General features: G+C 60.6%; 16 protein-coding genes and 3 pseudogenes. 13 read left to right on the forward strand and 6 right to left on the reverse strand.

The genetic code is table 11. From position 1 onward, the window contains the following. The 3 genes from IVA75_RS24780 to IVA75_RS24790 all read left to right on the forward strand — a co-directional run. A partial coding sequence (locus tag IVA75_RS24780) for a hypothetical protein (RefSeq protein WP_247290045.1) occupies positions 1-217 on the forward strand: 217 nt, incomplete at its 5' end. Between the two features lie 294 nt (positions 218-511). Continuing rightward, positions 512-685, forward strand: coding sequence for a hypothetical protein (locus IVA75_RS24785; protein WP_247290046.1), 174 nt, complete (start codon positions 512-514; stop codon positions 683-685). Positions 686-764: 79 nt separating this feature from the next. After that, positions 765-992, forward strand: coding sequence for a hypothetical protein (locus IVA75_RS24790; RefSeq protein WP_247290047.1), 228 nt, complete (start codon positions 765-767; stop codon positions 990-992). A gap of 68 nt (positions 993-1,060) precedes the next feature. Here IVA75_RS24790 and IVA75_RS24795 read toward each other — a convergent pair whose 3' ends face one another. Then, a complete protein-coding gene (locus IVA75_RS24795; protein WP_247290048.1) occupies positions 1,061-1,810 on the reverse strand; it encodes an outer membrane beta-barrel protein in 750 nt (249 codons plus the stop codon). 374 nt (positions 1,811-2,184) lie between these two features. Continuing rightward, entirely contained in the window at positions 2,185-2,769 is a 585-nt protein-coding gene (locus tag IVA75_RS24800; protein ID WP_247290049.1) for a hypothetical protein, read from the reverse strand. A 348-nt stretch (positions 2,770-3,117) separates the two neighbouring features. Here IVA75_RS24800 and IVA75_RS24805 point away from each other — a divergent pair, with 348 nt between their 5' ends. Continuing rightward, entirely contained in the window at positions 3,118-3,387 is a 270-nt protein-coding gene (locus tag IVA75_RS24805; protein ID WP_247290051.1) for a hypothetical protein, read from the forward strand. A 776-nt stretch (positions 3,388-4,163) separates the two neighbouring features. Here IVA75_RS24805 and IVA75_RS40200 read toward each other — a convergent pair. Then, entirely contained in the window at positions 4,164-4,295 is a 132-nt protein-coding gene (locus IVA75_RS40200) for a hypothetical protein (protein WP_256465259.1), read from the reverse strand. Positions 4,296-5,350: 1,055 nt separating this feature from the next. Beyond that, a complete protein-coding gene (locus IVA75_RS24810; RefSeq protein WP_247290053.1) occupies positions 5,351-5,581 on the reverse strand; it encodes a hypothetical protein in 231 nt (76 codons plus the stop codon). A gap of 11 nt (positions 5,582-5,592) precedes the next feature. On the opposite strand from IVA75_RS24810, the pseudogene IVA75_RS24815 reads away from it, so the two are divergent. The 4 genes and pseudogenes from IVA75_RS24815 to IVA75_RS24830 all read left to right on the forward strand — a co-directional run. Continuing rightward, positions 5,593-6,042 (forward strand): annotated as a pseudogene (locus tag IVA75_RS24815) (NYN domain-containing protein); the annotation flags it as partial. A gap of 231 nt (positions 6,043-6,273) precedes the next feature. After that, positions 6,274-9,690: a CHAT domain-containing protein gene (locus IVA75_RS24820; RefSeq protein ID WP_247290055.1), complete on the forward strand. Its 3,417-nt coding sequence runs from the start codon at positions 6,274-6,276 to the stop codon at positions 9,688-9,690. A 28-nt stretch (positions 9,691-9,718) separates the two neighbouring features. Further along, the gene (locus IVA75_RS24825) at positions 9,719-10,162 is read left to right on the forward strand and encodes a hypothetical protein (protein ID WP_247290056.1); all 444 of its coding nucleotides are present in this window, start codon (positions 9,719-9,721) and stop codon (positions 10,160-10,162) included. 196 nt (positions 10,163-10,358) lie between these two features. Next, positions 10,359-11,123, forward strand: a complete 765-nt coding sequence (locus tag IVA75_RS24830) for a hypothetical protein (protein WP_247290058.1) — start codon at positions 10,359-10,361, stop codon at positions 11,121-11,123. 381 nt (positions 11,124-11,504) lie between these two features. Here the strand turns inward: IVA75_RS24830 and IVA75_RS24835 are convergent, their stop codons facing one another. Beyond that, positions 11,505-11,906, reverse strand: a complete 402-nt coding sequence (locus tag IVA75_RS24835) for a hypothetical protein (RefSeq protein ID WP_247359506.1) — start codon at positions 11,904-11,906, stop codon at positions 11,505-11,507. 839 nt (positions 11,907-12,745) lie between these two features. Here IVA75_RS24835 and IVA75_RS24840 point away from each other — a divergent pair. The 4 genes and pseudogenes from IVA75_RS24840 (at position 12,746) to IVA75_RS24855 (ending at position 14,362) form a co-directional block, all read left to right on the forward strand. Beyond that, positions 12,746-13,225, forward strand: a complete 480-nt coding sequence (locus IVA75_RS24840; RefSeq protein WP_247290062.1) for a hypothetical protein — start codon at positions 12,746-12,748, stop codon at positions 13,223-13,225. A 2-nt stretch (positions 13,226-13,227) separates the two neighbouring features. Beyond that, positions 13,228-13,742, forward strand: a pseudogene (locus tag IVA75_RS24845) (SOS response-associated peptidase); the annotation flags it as partial. A 107-nt stretch (positions 13,743-13,849) separates the two neighbouring features. Further along, positions 13,850-14,119, forward strand: a complete 270-nt coding sequence (locus IVA75_RS24850) for a hypothetical protein (protein ID WP_247290064.1) — start codon at positions 13,850-13,852, stop codon at positions 14,117-14,119. Positions 14,120-14,140: 21 nt separating this feature from the next. After that, positions 14,141-14,362 carry a hypothetical protein gene (locus IVA75_RS24855; RefSeq protein ID WP_247290067.1) on the forward strand — a complete coding sequence of 74 codons (222 nt, stop codon included), beginning with the start codon at positions 14,141-14,143 and terminating at the stop codon, positions 14,360-14,362. 792 nt (positions 14,363-15,154) lie between these two features. On the opposite strand, the gene IVA75_RS24860 is transcribed toward IVA75_RS24855, so the two are convergent. Then, complete coding sequence (locus tag IVA75_RS24860) at positions 15,155-15,400, reverse strand: hypothetical protein (RefSeq protein WP_247290068.1); 246 nt, start codon at positions 15,398-15,400, stop codon at positions 15,155-15,157. Positions 15,401-16,134: 734 nt separating this feature from the next. Between IVA75_RS24860 and IVA75_RS24865 the strand changes: the two are divergent. After that, positions 16,135-16,227 (forward strand): annotated as a pseudogene (locus IVA75_RS24865) (NYN domain-containing protein); the annotation flags it as partial.

The following is a 16,227-nucleotide window of genomic DNA, read 5'->3' on the forward strand; positions in this document are numbered from 1 at the left end:
CGCGGCGCTTCGACGTCCAGCTCGCGCTGCCGCTGCAGGGCGCCGCGTGATGTTCAAGGAAGGAAAGCCGGGCGGCGCCGGCCCGCCCCCGCAAAGCGAAAGCGACCACTTCATCCGCTGCACGATCTGCGGCAAGATGCTGGACATGCGCGACCTCGGCCAGGTGCTCGATCATCTGCACGGGCAGGAGATCGAGGAAGAGCCGGCGACGCATTGACGGAGGATCAGACGTGGCATGTTCCCGCTGCGACGGCGCCCACTGGGTTTGCGAGAACCATGACGATCGCCCGTGGGACGGGCCGAAGGCATGCGGCTGTGGCGGCGCCGGCGCACCTTGCCCCGTCTGCAACGATGCCGGCCCGGACCAGCTGCCACGAAGGGTTTTGAAACCAGCTTCACCAGCATCGAGGCCATGCGCCCGCTGATAAAGAACCCCGACGGAAGGCCACGCCGCAGACCGCAAAAATAGCCCGAAGACCAAAAGCTGCGGCGCAACCCTAATCTGTTGGCCATGCCTACCGCGTTCGAGTTCTGCCTGCCTACGCTTGTCAAAGCCGTCCCTGCCGGCCCCGACTGGATTCACGAAATTAAATACGACGGCTATCGCCTGCGCGTCGAGCGTAACGGCAAGAGCGTGCGGCTGATGACCAAGAACGGCCACAACTGGACCGATCGCTTCCCTTGAATCGTCCAGTCGGCGCTGAAGAACCGCGAGCAGCAATTCGTGATCGACGGCGAGGCCGTGGTGCTCGGCGTCAACCGGCGTGTCCGACTTCAACGCGCTGCACTCGCGCCGACATGACGACGACGTGCAGCTCTACGCCTTCGACGTGCTCGCGCTCGCCGGCGAAGATCTACGCCATCTGCCGCTCTCGATGCGAAAGGCCAATCTGGCGCGGCTGCTGCGCGGGCGACCCGGCGGCATGTTCGTGGCGCCTTCGAGGCAGCGGACATTTGCCCGGACCTGTTCGGCGCCGCCTGCTGCATCGTAATTCTAATCTCCCGAAAAAAAGAAAGACCGGCTCAAAGAGCCGGCCCTTGTTGTTTTCAGTGATGCTGCTCAGTACCGGCCAATGCTCGGGCCGCCGAACTTGTAGTTCACGCGAACCGTGACGAGATCGACGTCCTGACGGATGCGATCCGCACCGAATGCTAGTCCGCCCGGACCCGCGAATGCGAGGGTACGATCCTGCATGAACAAATGATCGTATTCGACACCAGCCGACCAGCCGGGGGCAAAGCCGTATTCCAGGCCCACCCCGACGGTACCGCCCCAACGGGTGTCATCGCCGGTGGTGGCAAGCACAGCGCCAGTCGCAGTCGAATAGATCCGGTTGCGATTATCGGTCACGGCAGCACCGCCCTTGACGTAGAACAGGACGTTGTTGGTGGCCCAGCCGAGCTGACCCGTGAACAGACCGAACGCATTGATCCGTGAATCGTTGCGGAAGCCCGGTCCGAACAGGGTGCTCAGGTTGCTGCCTCGCAAGTCGGCCCAGTCGCCTTGCGCTTCGAGGCCGAACACCCAGGTCCCAGTCTGCCAGCGATAACCAACCTGACCACCCGCAACCCCGCCAGTCGCATCGTGGGAGCCTTCCGGGCCCACCAGGAATGGCGCAACCGAATCCCAGCTGTTTCGGCTTGACCCCCAACCGCCGTTGGCGCCGATGTAGAAGCCGCTCCAGTCATAAATCGCGGCGACCATCGGAGGCGCCTTGGTGTAGGGACGCGCTGCCATATCCGCCGCACTGGCCGGAGCCGATAGGCCGAGAGTCAGTGTTCCGGCCGCAACCACAATAAATTTCTTCATTCGAGTCTCCCCAGAGATAATCAGTTTCAAGAGTCGCTAGTTCGCCCACCTGCCTCTCAATAGTACTCGCTCGTAGGTGCTTTGCTGTAGCTGGCTTGCCACACTCGCAATCGAAGGCAGGCCGGAACTCTTTATAACAGTTAAGCAATTGGGAACTTTACGCACGACGGAGTTCACATTGTTAGCCAGCGTTGTTCGGCCGGCTGCTGCCGGAGTCGGGATACAGCCCTGTAGTTACTCCTTCTAGAAAAAGCCCGCCGGCCTTGTCAGCCAGCGGGTTCTCTATGTCTTGTGTGTCTTGGTCCTCGTCACCAATCCGCGATGGCTAATCGTGTTGCGCTAACTTGGTAGCCATGGCGGCGCGTCGCCTCGTCCTAGTTGAACGGATCCTGGATCGATGGCGCCGACTGCCTGATGCGGCGCACGCTCACCGGCGTGCCGTCCGAGACGAACAGCAGCTCGTATCGGCGGCCCTCACTGTCGGTGGCCGAGCAGGTGATATCAGTCACCCTCCTCGCAGCAAAATTTCCGGTCTGGCGGCAGGTACCGGTTGATGACAGCTCGGCCGGCATCGGCAGTCCGTCAACTTTGGGCCGATCCTTGGAATTGAGCAGCATGCGATCAATCGGCAGCTGGTAGGAATTGTCGTCGGCCCGTTTGCCGTTCTCGCCGGAGAACGACACCACGTGGCTCTCATCGTCGGGATCGTCGACGGCTACCGCAAAATTCACCCGCCCTTTGTAGCCATGGGCGTAAGCCACCGTCTTGCATCCGAAACTGCGCCCGTCGACCTTCAGCGTCTTGCAGTGCCCGGACATCAGCGCCAGCAGATCGATAAAAGCGTTCGGTCCGGCACCGAACGACGAGCTCAAGGATTTTTCCTTCTGAGGAGATTGAGCAAAGCACGGCGCAAGGTAAGCTAGAAAAACAAGTGCTGCGGCGGTCGAATATTTGGACATTTGGTCACTTACGAGAGCATCCATGTATCTCATTGCGCAACAGGCACCACATCAGCATGGAAAGCGCAACTTACACGAAATGGGCCGGGCCAGTATCCGCCCCAGTCCTGCTGAATGGTTGGCTGATGGCCACATGACCTGCAGCATCCAATGCCTGAACGGCCGCTGTGATCGCAGGGTCGACGTGCGGCTCGATACACTCCCGCAGGATCAGCCCTGGTCGCGCGTCGGTTTGCGCCTGGTCAGCTCGGCATGTGGCGCCGCAGGATCTGTGCATATCGTCCCGAACTGGCATGACAGTCGCGGGCAAGTCAGGCCAAGCATGGGGTCGAGGTTTTGATTCCAGCGATGAAGCACGTCACCGAACGCCCTTTTGCCAATCCGGAAGCTGCCGCCCGCCAGCTCCTTCAGCTCGCTTCGGGCATCGAGGCGGTACAGGACGGCCGAATCCACATCGAGAAGATCAACTACCCCTTCCTCTACACGCTCAAGGCAAGCGGCGCGGAGTTCGGCGCTGGCATCAAGTGCGCTGTCGAAAAGGGCTGGCTCGAGCTGCACGAGAGCGGGACCTACGTGCGGCTGTTGACGCCGGGCCATGATCTGCTGGCGCTCCCGTAGGAACCTAGCCGCGTTGCCCGGCTTGCTGTCTCGCTGGCTCGCCCAAGCTGGCGGAGCGGCCCCGGCCTAACCTATCCCAGGACCCTCCAGCCGGGGCCGTCTCTCCGCCATTAGGCTTAGATGAAGAGGCCGCCCACTGAGGCGGTCGCCGATAGGACAATGTCCCTGCTAGAGAATCATCGCTTCGTGAGGCATATCTAGGGCATGCAGGTGCAGTGTCCGAAATGTCGGGTGATAGCTGCTGTGGGGACCACCAAGTGGTTCTTCGATGGTGGCACATGTCCAGAACTCGATGGATCAGCCGCTGGCGATGCCGGGGACTATCAACAGTGCAACGTTCTCGCCAAGGCGGTGGCGGAAACATTGGCGGCCCACGGGCTTCTAAAACGCTAGTAGCGGCCGGCCAGCGTGAACCGGCGGGGCTGCCCGCCCACCCTTCGGCACGAAGCCATTTCGCACCCCGGCGAAATCTTCTTGAAACATAGCAGGTCGAAGCTGATCGCATCAAATACGGGGATGCCACATGCTAGTTCTGATCAACCTGATTTGGCGCCGGCTTGCCTATACAATGCTGATCGGTATGCGCTCTAAGCTCGTCCGGCAGTAAGGACCAGGCGGCTGTCCGTTAGGAGGCCACCACGATGCCCAAAGAGATCGCCATAGCGCTCTGGTCCTTGGCAGTTGCGTGCGTAGTCGCGTTCAGTATGGCGGCGCTAGTTGCGACCCATTAGATCGCAGAACCGCCAGCGTGAAAGAGTCCGCCCACTGAGGCGGCCTTACTGGAGCTTGCGGCGGAGCTTGTCCTGTAGCTCTCGCTGGTCGTCGGGGTGTTCCTTGACGACCTTCCGGGCCTCGTCAGTCCGGGCCTCGTCCTCAGCTTCGCGTTCCTGATCGCGCTTCTTTGCCATCGCCAAACTTTAACGCGGGCAACTGCTATTTGGATCAACTGAAGGGGCTAGCGTTGTTTCCACGCTGCGCGCGGCTAATTCTCGGTCCAGATCCTTCAAGCGCCCGAGCAGATTTTCCACGATCTCCATGCAATCGGAATGCCCCAATGATTGCACACCGCGCGCCGCTAGCTCTTGCTTCAACAGTGCCGCTACAAGGGCTTGGATACTCAAAAATCCCTCTGTCAGGAGATACCTCCAACACGGTACGGTCCAACGCGGAATTGCGTTTCGCGGTAACGAAAAGCCGCAGTGCGGTTCCAGCCCCACTGCGGCATTCCCGGACAATCAGAAATTGGTGAGTACTCAAATCTCGCCGGTGTTCCGACAGTAGAACACCCCGTTCCGAAAATGGACTCCGGACAACTGCCGGAATCCGCCGTTCGCATGAATGAAACGGGGCAGCGAACATGGCACGCCTCGGTCTCCAGCCCCCAATGCTTTTGGCTGCCGATTCAATTGCGGATCAGAGCGCCGGAGCATGCAGTGAAGGTCGCAGGAGTGCAACGAGGCGTCTCCTGCGACCAACGCCGCGACGTTCCGCACGATCGGCGCGGCGTTGCAGCTGCTAACAACCCGGTCCGCCAGCGAAAGAGGCCGCCAACTAAGGCGGCGTTATCCTTTCATTTCGGCGCTTTCTTTCGGCAGTTCGCTGCGGAGCAGTATTTGGCATCCTTTGCTCGTTCGGTACCCATCTTTGAGCAGGTCCCATCTGGACACCTGACGGTACTACCCGACGCGCCCATTTTTCCTTGGGCATTCGCCTCACCAGCGTTGAACAAGAATGGCAATACCCCGAGGGCCGCAATAGCTACGATCTTGAGCATTTTAACTCCCAATCGTCGTCACGAAAGACCTGAGCCTATTCGAGTGTTTCAAGTTAGGCCACTTCGAACTTTAAGCTAGGCGACAGGGCTCGCAAACAGGCAAGCACCCGGTGGCGCGGGGGTAGGAACAGAAGAAAGGCCCGCCACCGTGAACCGCCAGCCCTCCTCGACTCCGATGTGCGCGGTGGCCTACCTCATTTTCCTTGAGCTGATGCCGATGAAGTAGATCGGCTTCTTGGCTTCGTCCGTCACCTCTATCGACCACTGTTCGCCATGTCGAAGCTTCTCGTTGATGTCCTTGAACATGTCAGCCGCAAACCTGCCCGCTTCGCGCCAAGCCGCGTCGTCGTCAGATAGCACCCGGCCTTGCTCGTCAATACGGGGAGGATTGGCATGTGCGCGAAAGAAGTATCTGGGCATCCTAATGGAATGATCAGGAGTACTCCTCGATCCGGCCGCTGATCGACTGGCTCGACTACAACGGCTACACCGTCGTCGCCAAGGGGACCAAGGAGTTCATCGACGCCTCCGGCCGCCGTAAGGTCAAGGGCAATATGGACATCGAGCTCGCCGTGAAGCCATGGAGCTCGCCGAGCACATCGACCAGATGGTGCTGTTCTCGGGTGACGGCGAGTTCCCTCCCTGGTCGAGGCCGTTCAGCGCCGCGGCGTGCGGGTCACCGTGATTTCCACGTCGCCAGCCAGCCGCCGATGATCGCCGACGAGCTGCGCCGCCAGGCCGACGTCTTCACCGACCTTGTCGAGCTGCAGGCCAAGCTCGGCCGCGACCCGTCCGAATGCCCCGCCCTGCGTGATCGCGAAGCGCGTGGACACTTGCCAAAATTCTTGCAAGAGCCGAAAGGGAACGACCCTCAGGACTGAAGTCCGTCGGCTCAGTCTGGCGTGCGCCGGCTGGCGTTGCATTAGATTGAGCCCCGCAGCGAGCGAGCGCGCAGACCGCTCCGGCGCAGGAGTCTTGGGAACCGGTGCCTGCGGTAGCCGCTGACCCTCTCAGGCATCTTGGGGTACCCGCACGCTTAGCGCTTGTTCTCCTGAGGCATAAGGATAAGATTATTTCGTTATAACAAGTCATTTTCCGAAGGTTTTTTCAAGATGAGCTTAGACGCGATGATTCCGCGTGAAACCGATCTGGATTTCACCCTGCCCGGGAAGCTGCTGGCCCTCGCCATTTTGCTCGGGTCGAACGGATCAGCCTTGGCGCTCACCAAAGAGGCGGCGATCGAGAATTGCCGGATGACCATCGGCAAGCCGATCGTGCAGGCCTGCATGCGCGCCGGAGGCGGGGCTGCTGGCGGCGCCAATCTCGAAGCCTGCCGCGCCAAGGCGACCCCTCAGGTAAGGGCCTGCGTAATGGCCGCTCTCAATGCCGCGAACGGCCGTGCGAACGTTGCGGTCGAGCTTCCCAAAGAAGTGGCGCCTAAGTTGGATCCCGCGGCTGCTTTGCCGAAGGGCTTTGTCGCACCGCCGCGCAGCGTCGCCGACATCTCGGCAGTCCTCGACGGCGAAAAGCCCGACGAGAAGATGCTTGGAGAGCTGAGGTCGGATGCCGACGCCGCGCCCACGGGGAAGGAATCGCGCCAGGACCTCGCACAATTCTATTTCGATCGCGCCAATGCGCGCGCGCAGCTTGGCCGACTCGCCGAGTCCATCGCCGATGCGGACAAGGCCGCGGACTTGGGGCGCGGTCTCGTCAGCGCGAACATGCTTGGGCGGATAATGCAGCTCCAGTCGCTACAGCACTCCCTTGCGGGCGATCCGAAGCGTTCGCTTGGGATTATGCAAAGGCTTTTGCGTGAATCGGCCAGCATGCCGGGCGCCAAGGGTTTGCAGTTCAACACGAACCGTGGGATCGCATCCGTTCTCATTCAGATGGGCGACGTGGCGCAGGCCGAAGCGTATCTGCGCCGGAGCCTGACTGCGATTCAGGAAGCGCGCACCAGCGGTCATCCCAATTGGCGGTCCTCCTACGCCAGGTTTGGTCAGAGCTGGGAAAGTGAGTTGGAGATCTCTCGTGCCCAGATATTCGAGGCGCGCGGCCAGTTTGCCGAGGCCGAGGCCGCCTATCGCACCGCCGAGCTGCGCAAGCGGTCGAGCACGAAGGCGATTCTAGAGGCGGACAACCCGCCGGCGGAAACCATTCTGCTGCAAGCAATCGACGGCATGGTGTTGAATCAGGCCCGCATGAAAGCCAGGCAGGGAAGACTCGCCGAAGCCGAGGTCGACGCGCGCCGTGCGCTGTTGTCACGCCTGAAGGACACCGGAAAGTTCAATCCCGTGACCCCCCGCTTTGTGATAGGGCTGGCGAGCATCCTGGTCGATCAAGGTCGTTACGAAGAAGCCGAGAAGCTGGGCCGTGTCGCGCTGGAGATCAACAAGACGGTCGGTGTGCCCGAGGACTCGCAGGCGACCGTGCAATTGCTATCACAGCTCGCCGGCATTCTGACGCTTCAGCGTAAGGGCGCCGAAGCCAACCAGATGTTTGCCAAGATCGACAACGCGATCGCCAATTGGGAGCCGCAGCGCCGCCAGGCATTCGAGCTGAACCCGTCCCGCATCATGTCGCTCTACGGCGCCGGGCAATTGGACGCAGGCATTGCCGCCGCCGAGCAGTTGGTGAAGAAGCAGATTGGCCGCGTCGGCGAGAACCATTTCGATACCGCTTCGGCGCGCGGTACGCTGGGGGTCGGTTTGATGCGGGCGCGGCGCGATGCCGACGCGATCCGTGAATTCAAGGCAGCCATCCCGGTCCTGATGGCGAGTGCCAACGAAAATGCGGATGACGAGAACACGAGTATCGTGGCCGCGCGCAGCCAGCGGCTGCAGGCGATCGTCGAGAGCTATCTGCTGCTGCTCGGCCGTGCCGACGGTTCCGGCGGGATTGGCGAAGAGACCTTCGGTCTTGCCGATGCCGTCCGCGGCCGGTCGGTGCAGCAGGCACTTGCGGCGTCCAGTGCTCGTGCGGCGGCAAAGGATCCTGCGCTGGCCGAGCTCGTGCGCAAGGAGCAGGACCTAACCAAACAGGGGAACGCCCAATTGGGCACGCTCAACAATGTGCTCGCACTTTCCGCGACGGAGCGTGATGAAAAAAGCGTTCAGCAGATCCAGGCGTCGATCGCGGCCTTGCGCACGGAGCGGGACAAGGCACGCCAGGAGATCAAGCATAAGTTTCCAACCTACGCCGATCTCGTCTCGCCCAGGCCCCCAAGCGTCGCCGAGATCCGCGCGACGCTCGGCGACAACGAGGCGATGCTGTCCTTCTATTTTGGTCAGAGCGGCAGCTTCGTTTGGGCCGTGCCGAAGTCGGGACCGGTGGCATTCGCTGCCATCAAAGCGAAGATCGGGGACATTGAGACAAAGATTCGCAAGCTGCGCGAAGCCCTCGAGCCTCAGGCCGCAATGATCTCCGATATTCCGCCCTTTGACCTCCCGCTCGGCTACGAGCTGTACGAGCTGCTGCTCAAGCCGGTCGAGAGCGGGTGGAAGCCGGCCAAGAACCTCATTGTTGTGACCAACGGCGCACTGGGCCTATTGCCGCTGTCCTTACTGCCCACGGCGCCCGTGGCGGTGGCTTACGATGAGGATCCGCTGTTCACTGGCTACCGCAATGTTCCATGGCTGGCGCGAACCCATGCCGTGTCGACGGTCCCGTCGGCTGCGGCCCTGCGTACGCTGCGCCAGCTGCCCCCCGGCAAGCCCGGCCGCGGCGACTTCGTGGCGTTCGGCGATCCTTACTTCAACAGGGATCAGCAAACTGAGGCCGAAGACGCTGAAGCCAAGGTTCAAGTTGCCGACGCAAGCGGAAGTGTTATGCGCGGCGGGCCGCTGAAGCGGCGTAATAGTCCAAAACTCGATGGGGTCGATAGCGCCGAACTCGGTCTGCTGCCCCGGCTTCCCGACACCGCCGATGAATTGAGATCGATTGCGCTCGCCCTGCAGGCGGATCCCTCGAAAGTTTTGTTTCTCGGTAAGAGGGCGACTGAAAGCGCCGTCAAGACGATGAACCTGTCCGGCTTCAAAATTCTCGCCTTTGCCACGCACGGTCTCGTCCCCGGCGAGCTCAACGGATTGACGCAGCCTGCGCTGGCTTTATCGTCACCGACGGTGACGGGCGAAGGCGGTGACGGTCTCCTGACCATGGAGGAAATTCTGACCCTCAAACTCGATGCCGACTGGGTTATTCTCTCAGCCTGCAATACTGGTGCAGGTGCCGGCGCTGGAGCCGAGGCAGCGTCGGGACTTGGCCGCGCCTTTTTTTACGCCGGCACACGTGCGCTGCTGGTCACGAACTGGTCCGTGCATTCGCAATCGGCGCGGCAACTGGTTACCGACCTCTTCAAGCGGCAAGCGGACGATCCCAAGCTGTCGCGAAGCGAAGCGTTGCGCGAGGCCATGATGGCTCTTGTGGATGGCCCGGGCTACCTGAACGGTGACGGCAAAGCCGAGTTTACCTATGCGCATCCACTGTTCTGGGCACCGTACACGATCATTGGCGATGGTGGCGTGCGTTGATGGCTCGTGAGGGAGGGCAGGACTTCTAATGAAGAGCTATTTTCTTCTTGGGCTCGTTAGTGCTGGGCTCTCGTTTTCTGCACTATCGCAGGCGACACCATTGATTACAGACGAGGAAGCCAAGCTGCCGCCTCCGAAGGGAGCGGTAGCGGCGGACCGGCGCGGCATTATGCGCGGACCCAAAGTGGAGTTCGTCTCGCCCGGCGGCTCGGTCAGCTCACCCTTGCAACTGGTATTGAAGTTCGAGTCGTATGGTGGAGCAAAGATCGATCCGGAATCGGTCAAGGTGCTCTTTCTTCGTACCCCAAACGTCGATCTCACCGCGCGGATAAAGCCGTTTATCCAGCCCGATGGTATCAATATGCAGGATGCCGAATTGCCACCTGGCGAATACACTGTGAGGGTTGACATCAAAGACAGTGATGGTCGGCCGGGAACGACCATCTTCACTTTGAAGGTCGGACCAAAGTGAGCTGCCCTTACTGCCACTCTAAAATTGCGGATGGCGCGCTGGTTTGCGCGTCTTGTGGGCGCGACGTCGCCGTTCCCCCCACGCTGGTCGCGGAGCGGGACGATCTCCTACGCAAGCGGGAGCAGTTGCGTGATGAGTTGACCCTGGCAAGAGACGAGGTCGAGGCCATCATGCGACGCAGGAAGCCGCACTGACGATGGAATGTCCGTTCTGCGCCGAAACGATCAAGGATGAAGCCATCGCATGCAAGCATTGCTCGCGCGATCTGCGCGTCGTGCGGCCGACTCTGCTCGAGATCGATGAGATCGTTACAGACCTCGACAAGTTGCGGCGCGATCTTGACCGGGTCAACGTGCGGCTTGAGCGACACAGGAATCCGCTGCGCTATTTTGGAACGCATGCCGTTCTCTACGTCGTCATTCCATCGGTTCTCCTAATGGTCACCCATGTTCTGGTAACCATCACATTCAACCTTTCACCAATCCCCCTTAGAATTGCCTCGATCGTCTTCCCGCTGCTTTTCGGATTGATGGCCTATCCGCTGCACCGTGTTTCCGCGCTTGGAGCATTATTGTTAGCGTTCCTGGCAGCAAGCATCAGTATCCTGGCGATGCTGACCGTCACGGGATTCCACGATCGTGTTCCGATCTTGCCAACTGTATGGATCGAGTGGCGGGAGGTGTTTGAATATGGAGCGAGTATTTTGCTCGCCTTCGTTTCGGGCAACATGCTGGGCGTCGTGATCTTCCAAGTCCTGCCACGCGTGCTGAGCCGGGGAGGCAAGCCCAACGCCTTCGCCTTCAGGGTGGCCCGCCTGCTAGGGCAGCATGTCGGTGAGGAACAGCTGCGTCGCCGCGCTCGCTTGATCCAGGACCTTATGCAAACCGTCGGCCCGCTGGCTGGGGTCGCCGCGACGGCGGTCGGCTCCATCTACGCGGGGTTGAAAGGCATGCTTGGTTAGGCGCCGGCCTCGGCCATCAACGCTCGAAGGTTTTTCTCGGCATCCGGGCGTGGACGTCGCTTTGATATAGATCGGGATCGTCCCGAAGCCACCAAGATCAGAAGACATTTGTCCAGGAAACGTTCAAGTCCCTCGCCCCGAGCTCGTTGTCGAAGCGACAGCGTAATGGCTTGGCCTCATCTCCTCTTGCTGCGGAGTGCTTAGCGCCCTTGTTGGCCTCGGGATTATCATCGCAAATGGATTCCGCTCTGGTTGCTGGGCTCGGCTCTGCGCATCAGATCAAAGTAGATGTCTCGTTCGGAGAGCGCCGGATTCGTAGTGTGCAAGGTTGGGCTGATCTTTCGGGCCCAGCGGGATCATTCTAAGGCCGCATCACCAAGGCTAGAGTTCTCCAAGCGCAACCGCGGCGCTTGCGCGTAGAACCGTGCCTTTCTCATCTCTGACATCTATGGCCACCCTGTTCAAATCGCCAGAGCTTGCGGCGTCCAAAATCACCTGCCCTAATGATTTGATCGCCAGCCTCCTCGCGGCGGCAACGTCGGCTAGATCGATACCTTCATCGTCAAGAGCGATGCCTGCCGCATGATGGTGGTCGAAGAAATAGCGAGGCATGGAGATCCAACCGGCCCGCGGTTGTGACGTTCCAATTCGCCAACTAACCGCACGCTGCGGGTGGCGCGGCGCGGGCTTAGCGAGGCCGCTGCGCAGCTGGAGCCTGAGATAAAAGCTGTAGGAGCGGTTCAGATGGTGCGTGACACCGCGGTCAGGATAATTCGTGGGCATCGTCAGCCCTCGCACGGTTCCACTCGACCATGATCCTGGACCGAATAGTGGAGTGAGCGCGGCTTGGGTTTGAAATCCTGATCGCGGTAAAGACTGTCAGGATGGTTGCGGGATAGCTTGGTTTCACCGGGAAGATGGGCTTGGGTCATCCGGAGTGGAGCGATGTCCAGACGGAGGGCCGGACGCACCGGACAGGAACTGCCGACTTACCTCGGGATTGTGCCAGGGCGGTGCGTGAAAATCCATTCGTGATTGGGACAAGTCCCAGCTCACGCCGATCTATCTCGAAGACTTAGAAGTTGGTCGCCCCAGGAATGTTGGTCACCCGCGTAATGCGTATTGCTTGAATACGAGACAGGAACAAGGAATGGCTTACTCCGATCACGGAATCACCAGGACTGGCCGGGGCGAAGAACAACCGACGGATAAAAAACGCGCGCAGACTGTCGATCAGGTAAAGAGGTCCGAAAATTCGCCGTCGAAGGAAGCAACACGCACGGAAGTGCAGAACAGCCCTTCTCGCTCCGGCTCGTCACGCGAGGACTGAGTAGGTCTGAAGAATTGAGAACGGGAGATGTCTAGATGGTTCGTCATGAGAAGGGGCGCATAGTCGAAACCGCCACTGAGGCAAGACAAGCCGAGCCCGGGCGCAGCATATTCGCAGTCCTATTTGGAAGTCTGGGGCTGGCCATCGTACTGATGGGGGTCGTCTGGTTTATATTCTTCAGGACGTGATAGGCCGGCGAACGATAGCGTTGACAAAGCGATGGTGGCCCTGCACCTTCTGTCCCCACCCCTAGCGGCTTCTCCCGGGAGCGGTTTCGCGCGATCATCGTGCCATGTCCGCAGCCCGCATCATCAAGCCACCACCCATGTCTGGCGGCGACCGCAAATATTACGCCCGTGAGATCCACAAGGCTGAAGTTACCTTCGCCAATCTCGTTGAGCAGGCAGCCACGGCACATGCGGCCGCGGACGCAGCGCGCGCCACCGCCTTCGCTCTCGATTGTGCGGCTTGGAACACAGCCCTATTCATTGGGGAGCTCGATCACGCGTCGCCAACGATCAAGGCGGCCATTGCCGGAGGCTTTCCGCTCCTTGAGGTACGTTGCGAACACTGCAAGCACACCGAGATGATCGACCTCGCCCTGGTCGTGCAGCCGCGCGACCGGCAGGTCGCCCTCATGCGCAATTTTCTCTATTGCAGTCCCTGCCAGCAAAAGCTCGGTAGAAAACGAAGACCCGACCTGATCGGGCTGCGCCCAACGCCCGATCCGCAACCAGCCGCGCCAGGCCGGCGCAGCAAGAAAGCGTCCTGACGATGTGCAACCTCTACAGCATCACCACCAATCAGGCAGCGATCAGCGCGCTGTTTCGTCGTCAACCGCTATGTCGGCAACCTCGCCCCAATGCCTGGCGTCTTTCCGGATTACAAAGCGCCGATCGTTCGGAACGGCACCAACGGCCGCGAACTCGCCACCGCACGATGGGGCATGCCGTCATCGTCTAAGGCGCTCATGGATGCCACCAGGAAGCGCGCCGAAAAGCTGCAGGCCAAAGGCCAAACAGTCGACTTCAAGGAATTGCTCCGGATGGAGCCGGACGGCGGCACGACGAACATCCGCAACGTGAAGAGCAAACACTGGGCGCGATGGCTTGGCCCCGAGCATCGCTGCCTGGTGCCATTCAACTCGTTCAGCGAGTTTAACAAGGCCGAAGGTGGCGACGTCTGGTTTGCGCTCGACGAAACCCGCCCCCTCGCCTGCTTCGCCGGCATCTGGACTAACTGGACCTCGGTGCGAAAGGGTCAAGGAAGGTGAGACCACTAACGACCTCTTGTTGGACGGGGGCGAAGATCTGCTCGCGCGCTAGGAACCATTTCTGCGGGAACGATTCCGCCGCGAAGGACTCGAATCCACGTCTGTGTTGCGTGGAGTTGGTCAGTGGCGTTGCGTCGCGGAAAGCGGACGGAGATCGGGACCAAGGCGCCCTTCCCGGGTTTCATCGAGCCCGTCCTTGCCGAGCAGGCCGATCGCGTCCCTCGCGGCGAGCGCTGGATCCACGAGATCAAATATGACGGCTATCGTGGCCAGATCCACATCGTCGGAGAGGCGATCAAGGTCTTCACCCGGCGCGGCCACGACTGGACCTGGCGCTTCCGCAAGATCGGTATCGAGGCAAGCCGAGGGCAAGGTCCGGCATCCGTCCTTTAAAGGCCTGAGGGAGGACCTGTGATGGCGCGCCTGAACCCCGCCGAGCAGATCGAGCAGAGCTACGACCTCGCCATGATGGCGATTGCGGACTACCTGACGAAAGAGCGCGACGCGGCGACCACCATCGATAGGCTGACGCGCATCCTTGACCGCGACAGCTTGCGGGACGCCAGCACCGAGGTCCTGGTCGACGCACGGGTGCATCCGAGGCCGAGGTCGGACGCTCCGAAGGTTGACCAATGAACTGCGCGGCCTGCGAAGACACCGGTTGGGTATGCGAAGCCCACCCGGACCGCTCTTGGGATGGTCCGCACGCCTGCGGCTGCGGCGCAGCCGGCGACCCCTGCCCCCGCTGCAATGCTTCCTCGGAAGCCGACCGACCTCGACCGCCAGCGGGCTTTCGGTTCAGCTTCGGCTTACTGGCGGATTTGGCCGGATTCTTCCGGAAGAGGTAGGCGACGAGTCGCCGAGGTCACTTACGCCGGCAAGGGGTGGTTAGCGTCTAGCTTCGTCGCTATTCCGCGCGGCTAATTCCTGATCTAGCTCCTTCAGGCGCACGAGGAGGTTTTCAACGATCTCCATGCAATCGGATTGCCGCAATGATCGAACGCCGCGCGCCGCCAGCTCGCGCTCCAATATAGTCGCCATAATTATTTGGATGCTCACAAATCCCCATCGAAAACCTTGTTTCCTCAGGTGCGCTCATGGGAAAAGCCGCAGCGTGGTTCCAGCCTCACTGCGGCCATCCCGGTCAACTCGAAATTACGGGTACTTAAATAGCGCCGGTGTTCTCACAGTAGAACACTCCGTTCCGAAAATGGAGTCCGTACAACTACCGGTAGTCACTTGTCACTTTAGAGCGAACATGGCACGGCTGGCTTTCCAGCCCCCAATGCTCCCGGCAGCCCATCCAATTGCGGATGAGAGCGCCAGGAGTGCTACAGGCCCGCCAGTGTGAACCGGCGGGCCTTTTGCTGTCAGATGCTAGATCTTCTTGCTGGAGGTGGCGAGACACGCCCTGAGCTTTGGACGGCCTTAAGTGGATGTCCGCCGTTCGCTTTCAGCCCTGTTCGCAGCCCTCAGCCGCTCTTCGATGTATGCGGCGATTTGGCCGATCTCAGCCTGCAGGGCGGCTTCCGAAATGTCCTGCCCCTTGGCAGCCTCGACTAGCCGTCGCGTGAGTTCCGCTACGTCCTGCGACGCGCCGGCAGTCCGGTACTGCTCGGCAGCGTGGATGCTGTTCTCGGTCCAGAAGTCTATGAACTCGCGAACCTTGCTCACCGTATTCCCCAAGGCGGCCTCTAGGGCTCAGCGTTAACGACCGTGGGTGACCGGAGCAAGGCTGCGACGGCGCATAGCACCATTGGGAAACCTGCCCGAAGTAAAAAGCCCGCCCCAGCTTGCGCTAGAGCGGGCCTCAGCGGCGCAGTGAAACTGGGGCAACATCACGCCGCCGATGGGAATTTTTACCCCAAAACCCCAGCACCGACCACCCTGCGATTGGCGGCTAGGTTCATTCGTGCCCGCTCGCAACTGGCAAGGGCACGCTGGTTGGCGCTCGCTTGCAGCCGGACCGATCTGGCTGCGGTTGATGATTCGATTGCAGAGCAAGGCCACGCACCAACTCGGCCGGAAGCTATTCGAAGGCTGATGCCGCGGGCGCTCAAGATCAAGCCGAAAGCCTAGTTGCCCGCTCCATCGCTCACGATTTATGCTCGCGCGTTGGTTTCTGGGGATTAAGTCAACGTTCGGAGTAATCGATCATGCCGCGCGCTCCGGGATCCAGACAAATATGGTCCGCCGAGGACGAGGCGAAGCTTATGGCTTTCCGCTCGCAGGGGCTAATGTCATATTTCTTGGGCGTGATACCATTTGGAAATAGTTGAAGCTTAAAGCATCCGTCTCCTCGACGACCTGCGGTGGTTATCTATATAGAATGCGACCGCCCACTCCGCGTCAGGCGCCCGCGATACGTCGAGCTCAATCCGCGCTGCTTCACCGAAAGCGTGAACTGAATGTCACCTTCCTCTTCCGACAAGATCGCGCTCTTCATCGATGGAGCCAATCTCTACGCGACGGCGAAAACTCTGGGCTTCGACATCGATTAC

Origin of the sequence: Bradyrhizobium sp. 134 (genome assembly GCF_023074155.1) — a bacterium.
In the GTDB taxonomy this organism is placed as follows: domain Bacteria; phylum Pseudomonadota; class Alphaproteobacteria; order Rhizobiales; family Xanthobacteraceae; genus Bradyrhizobium.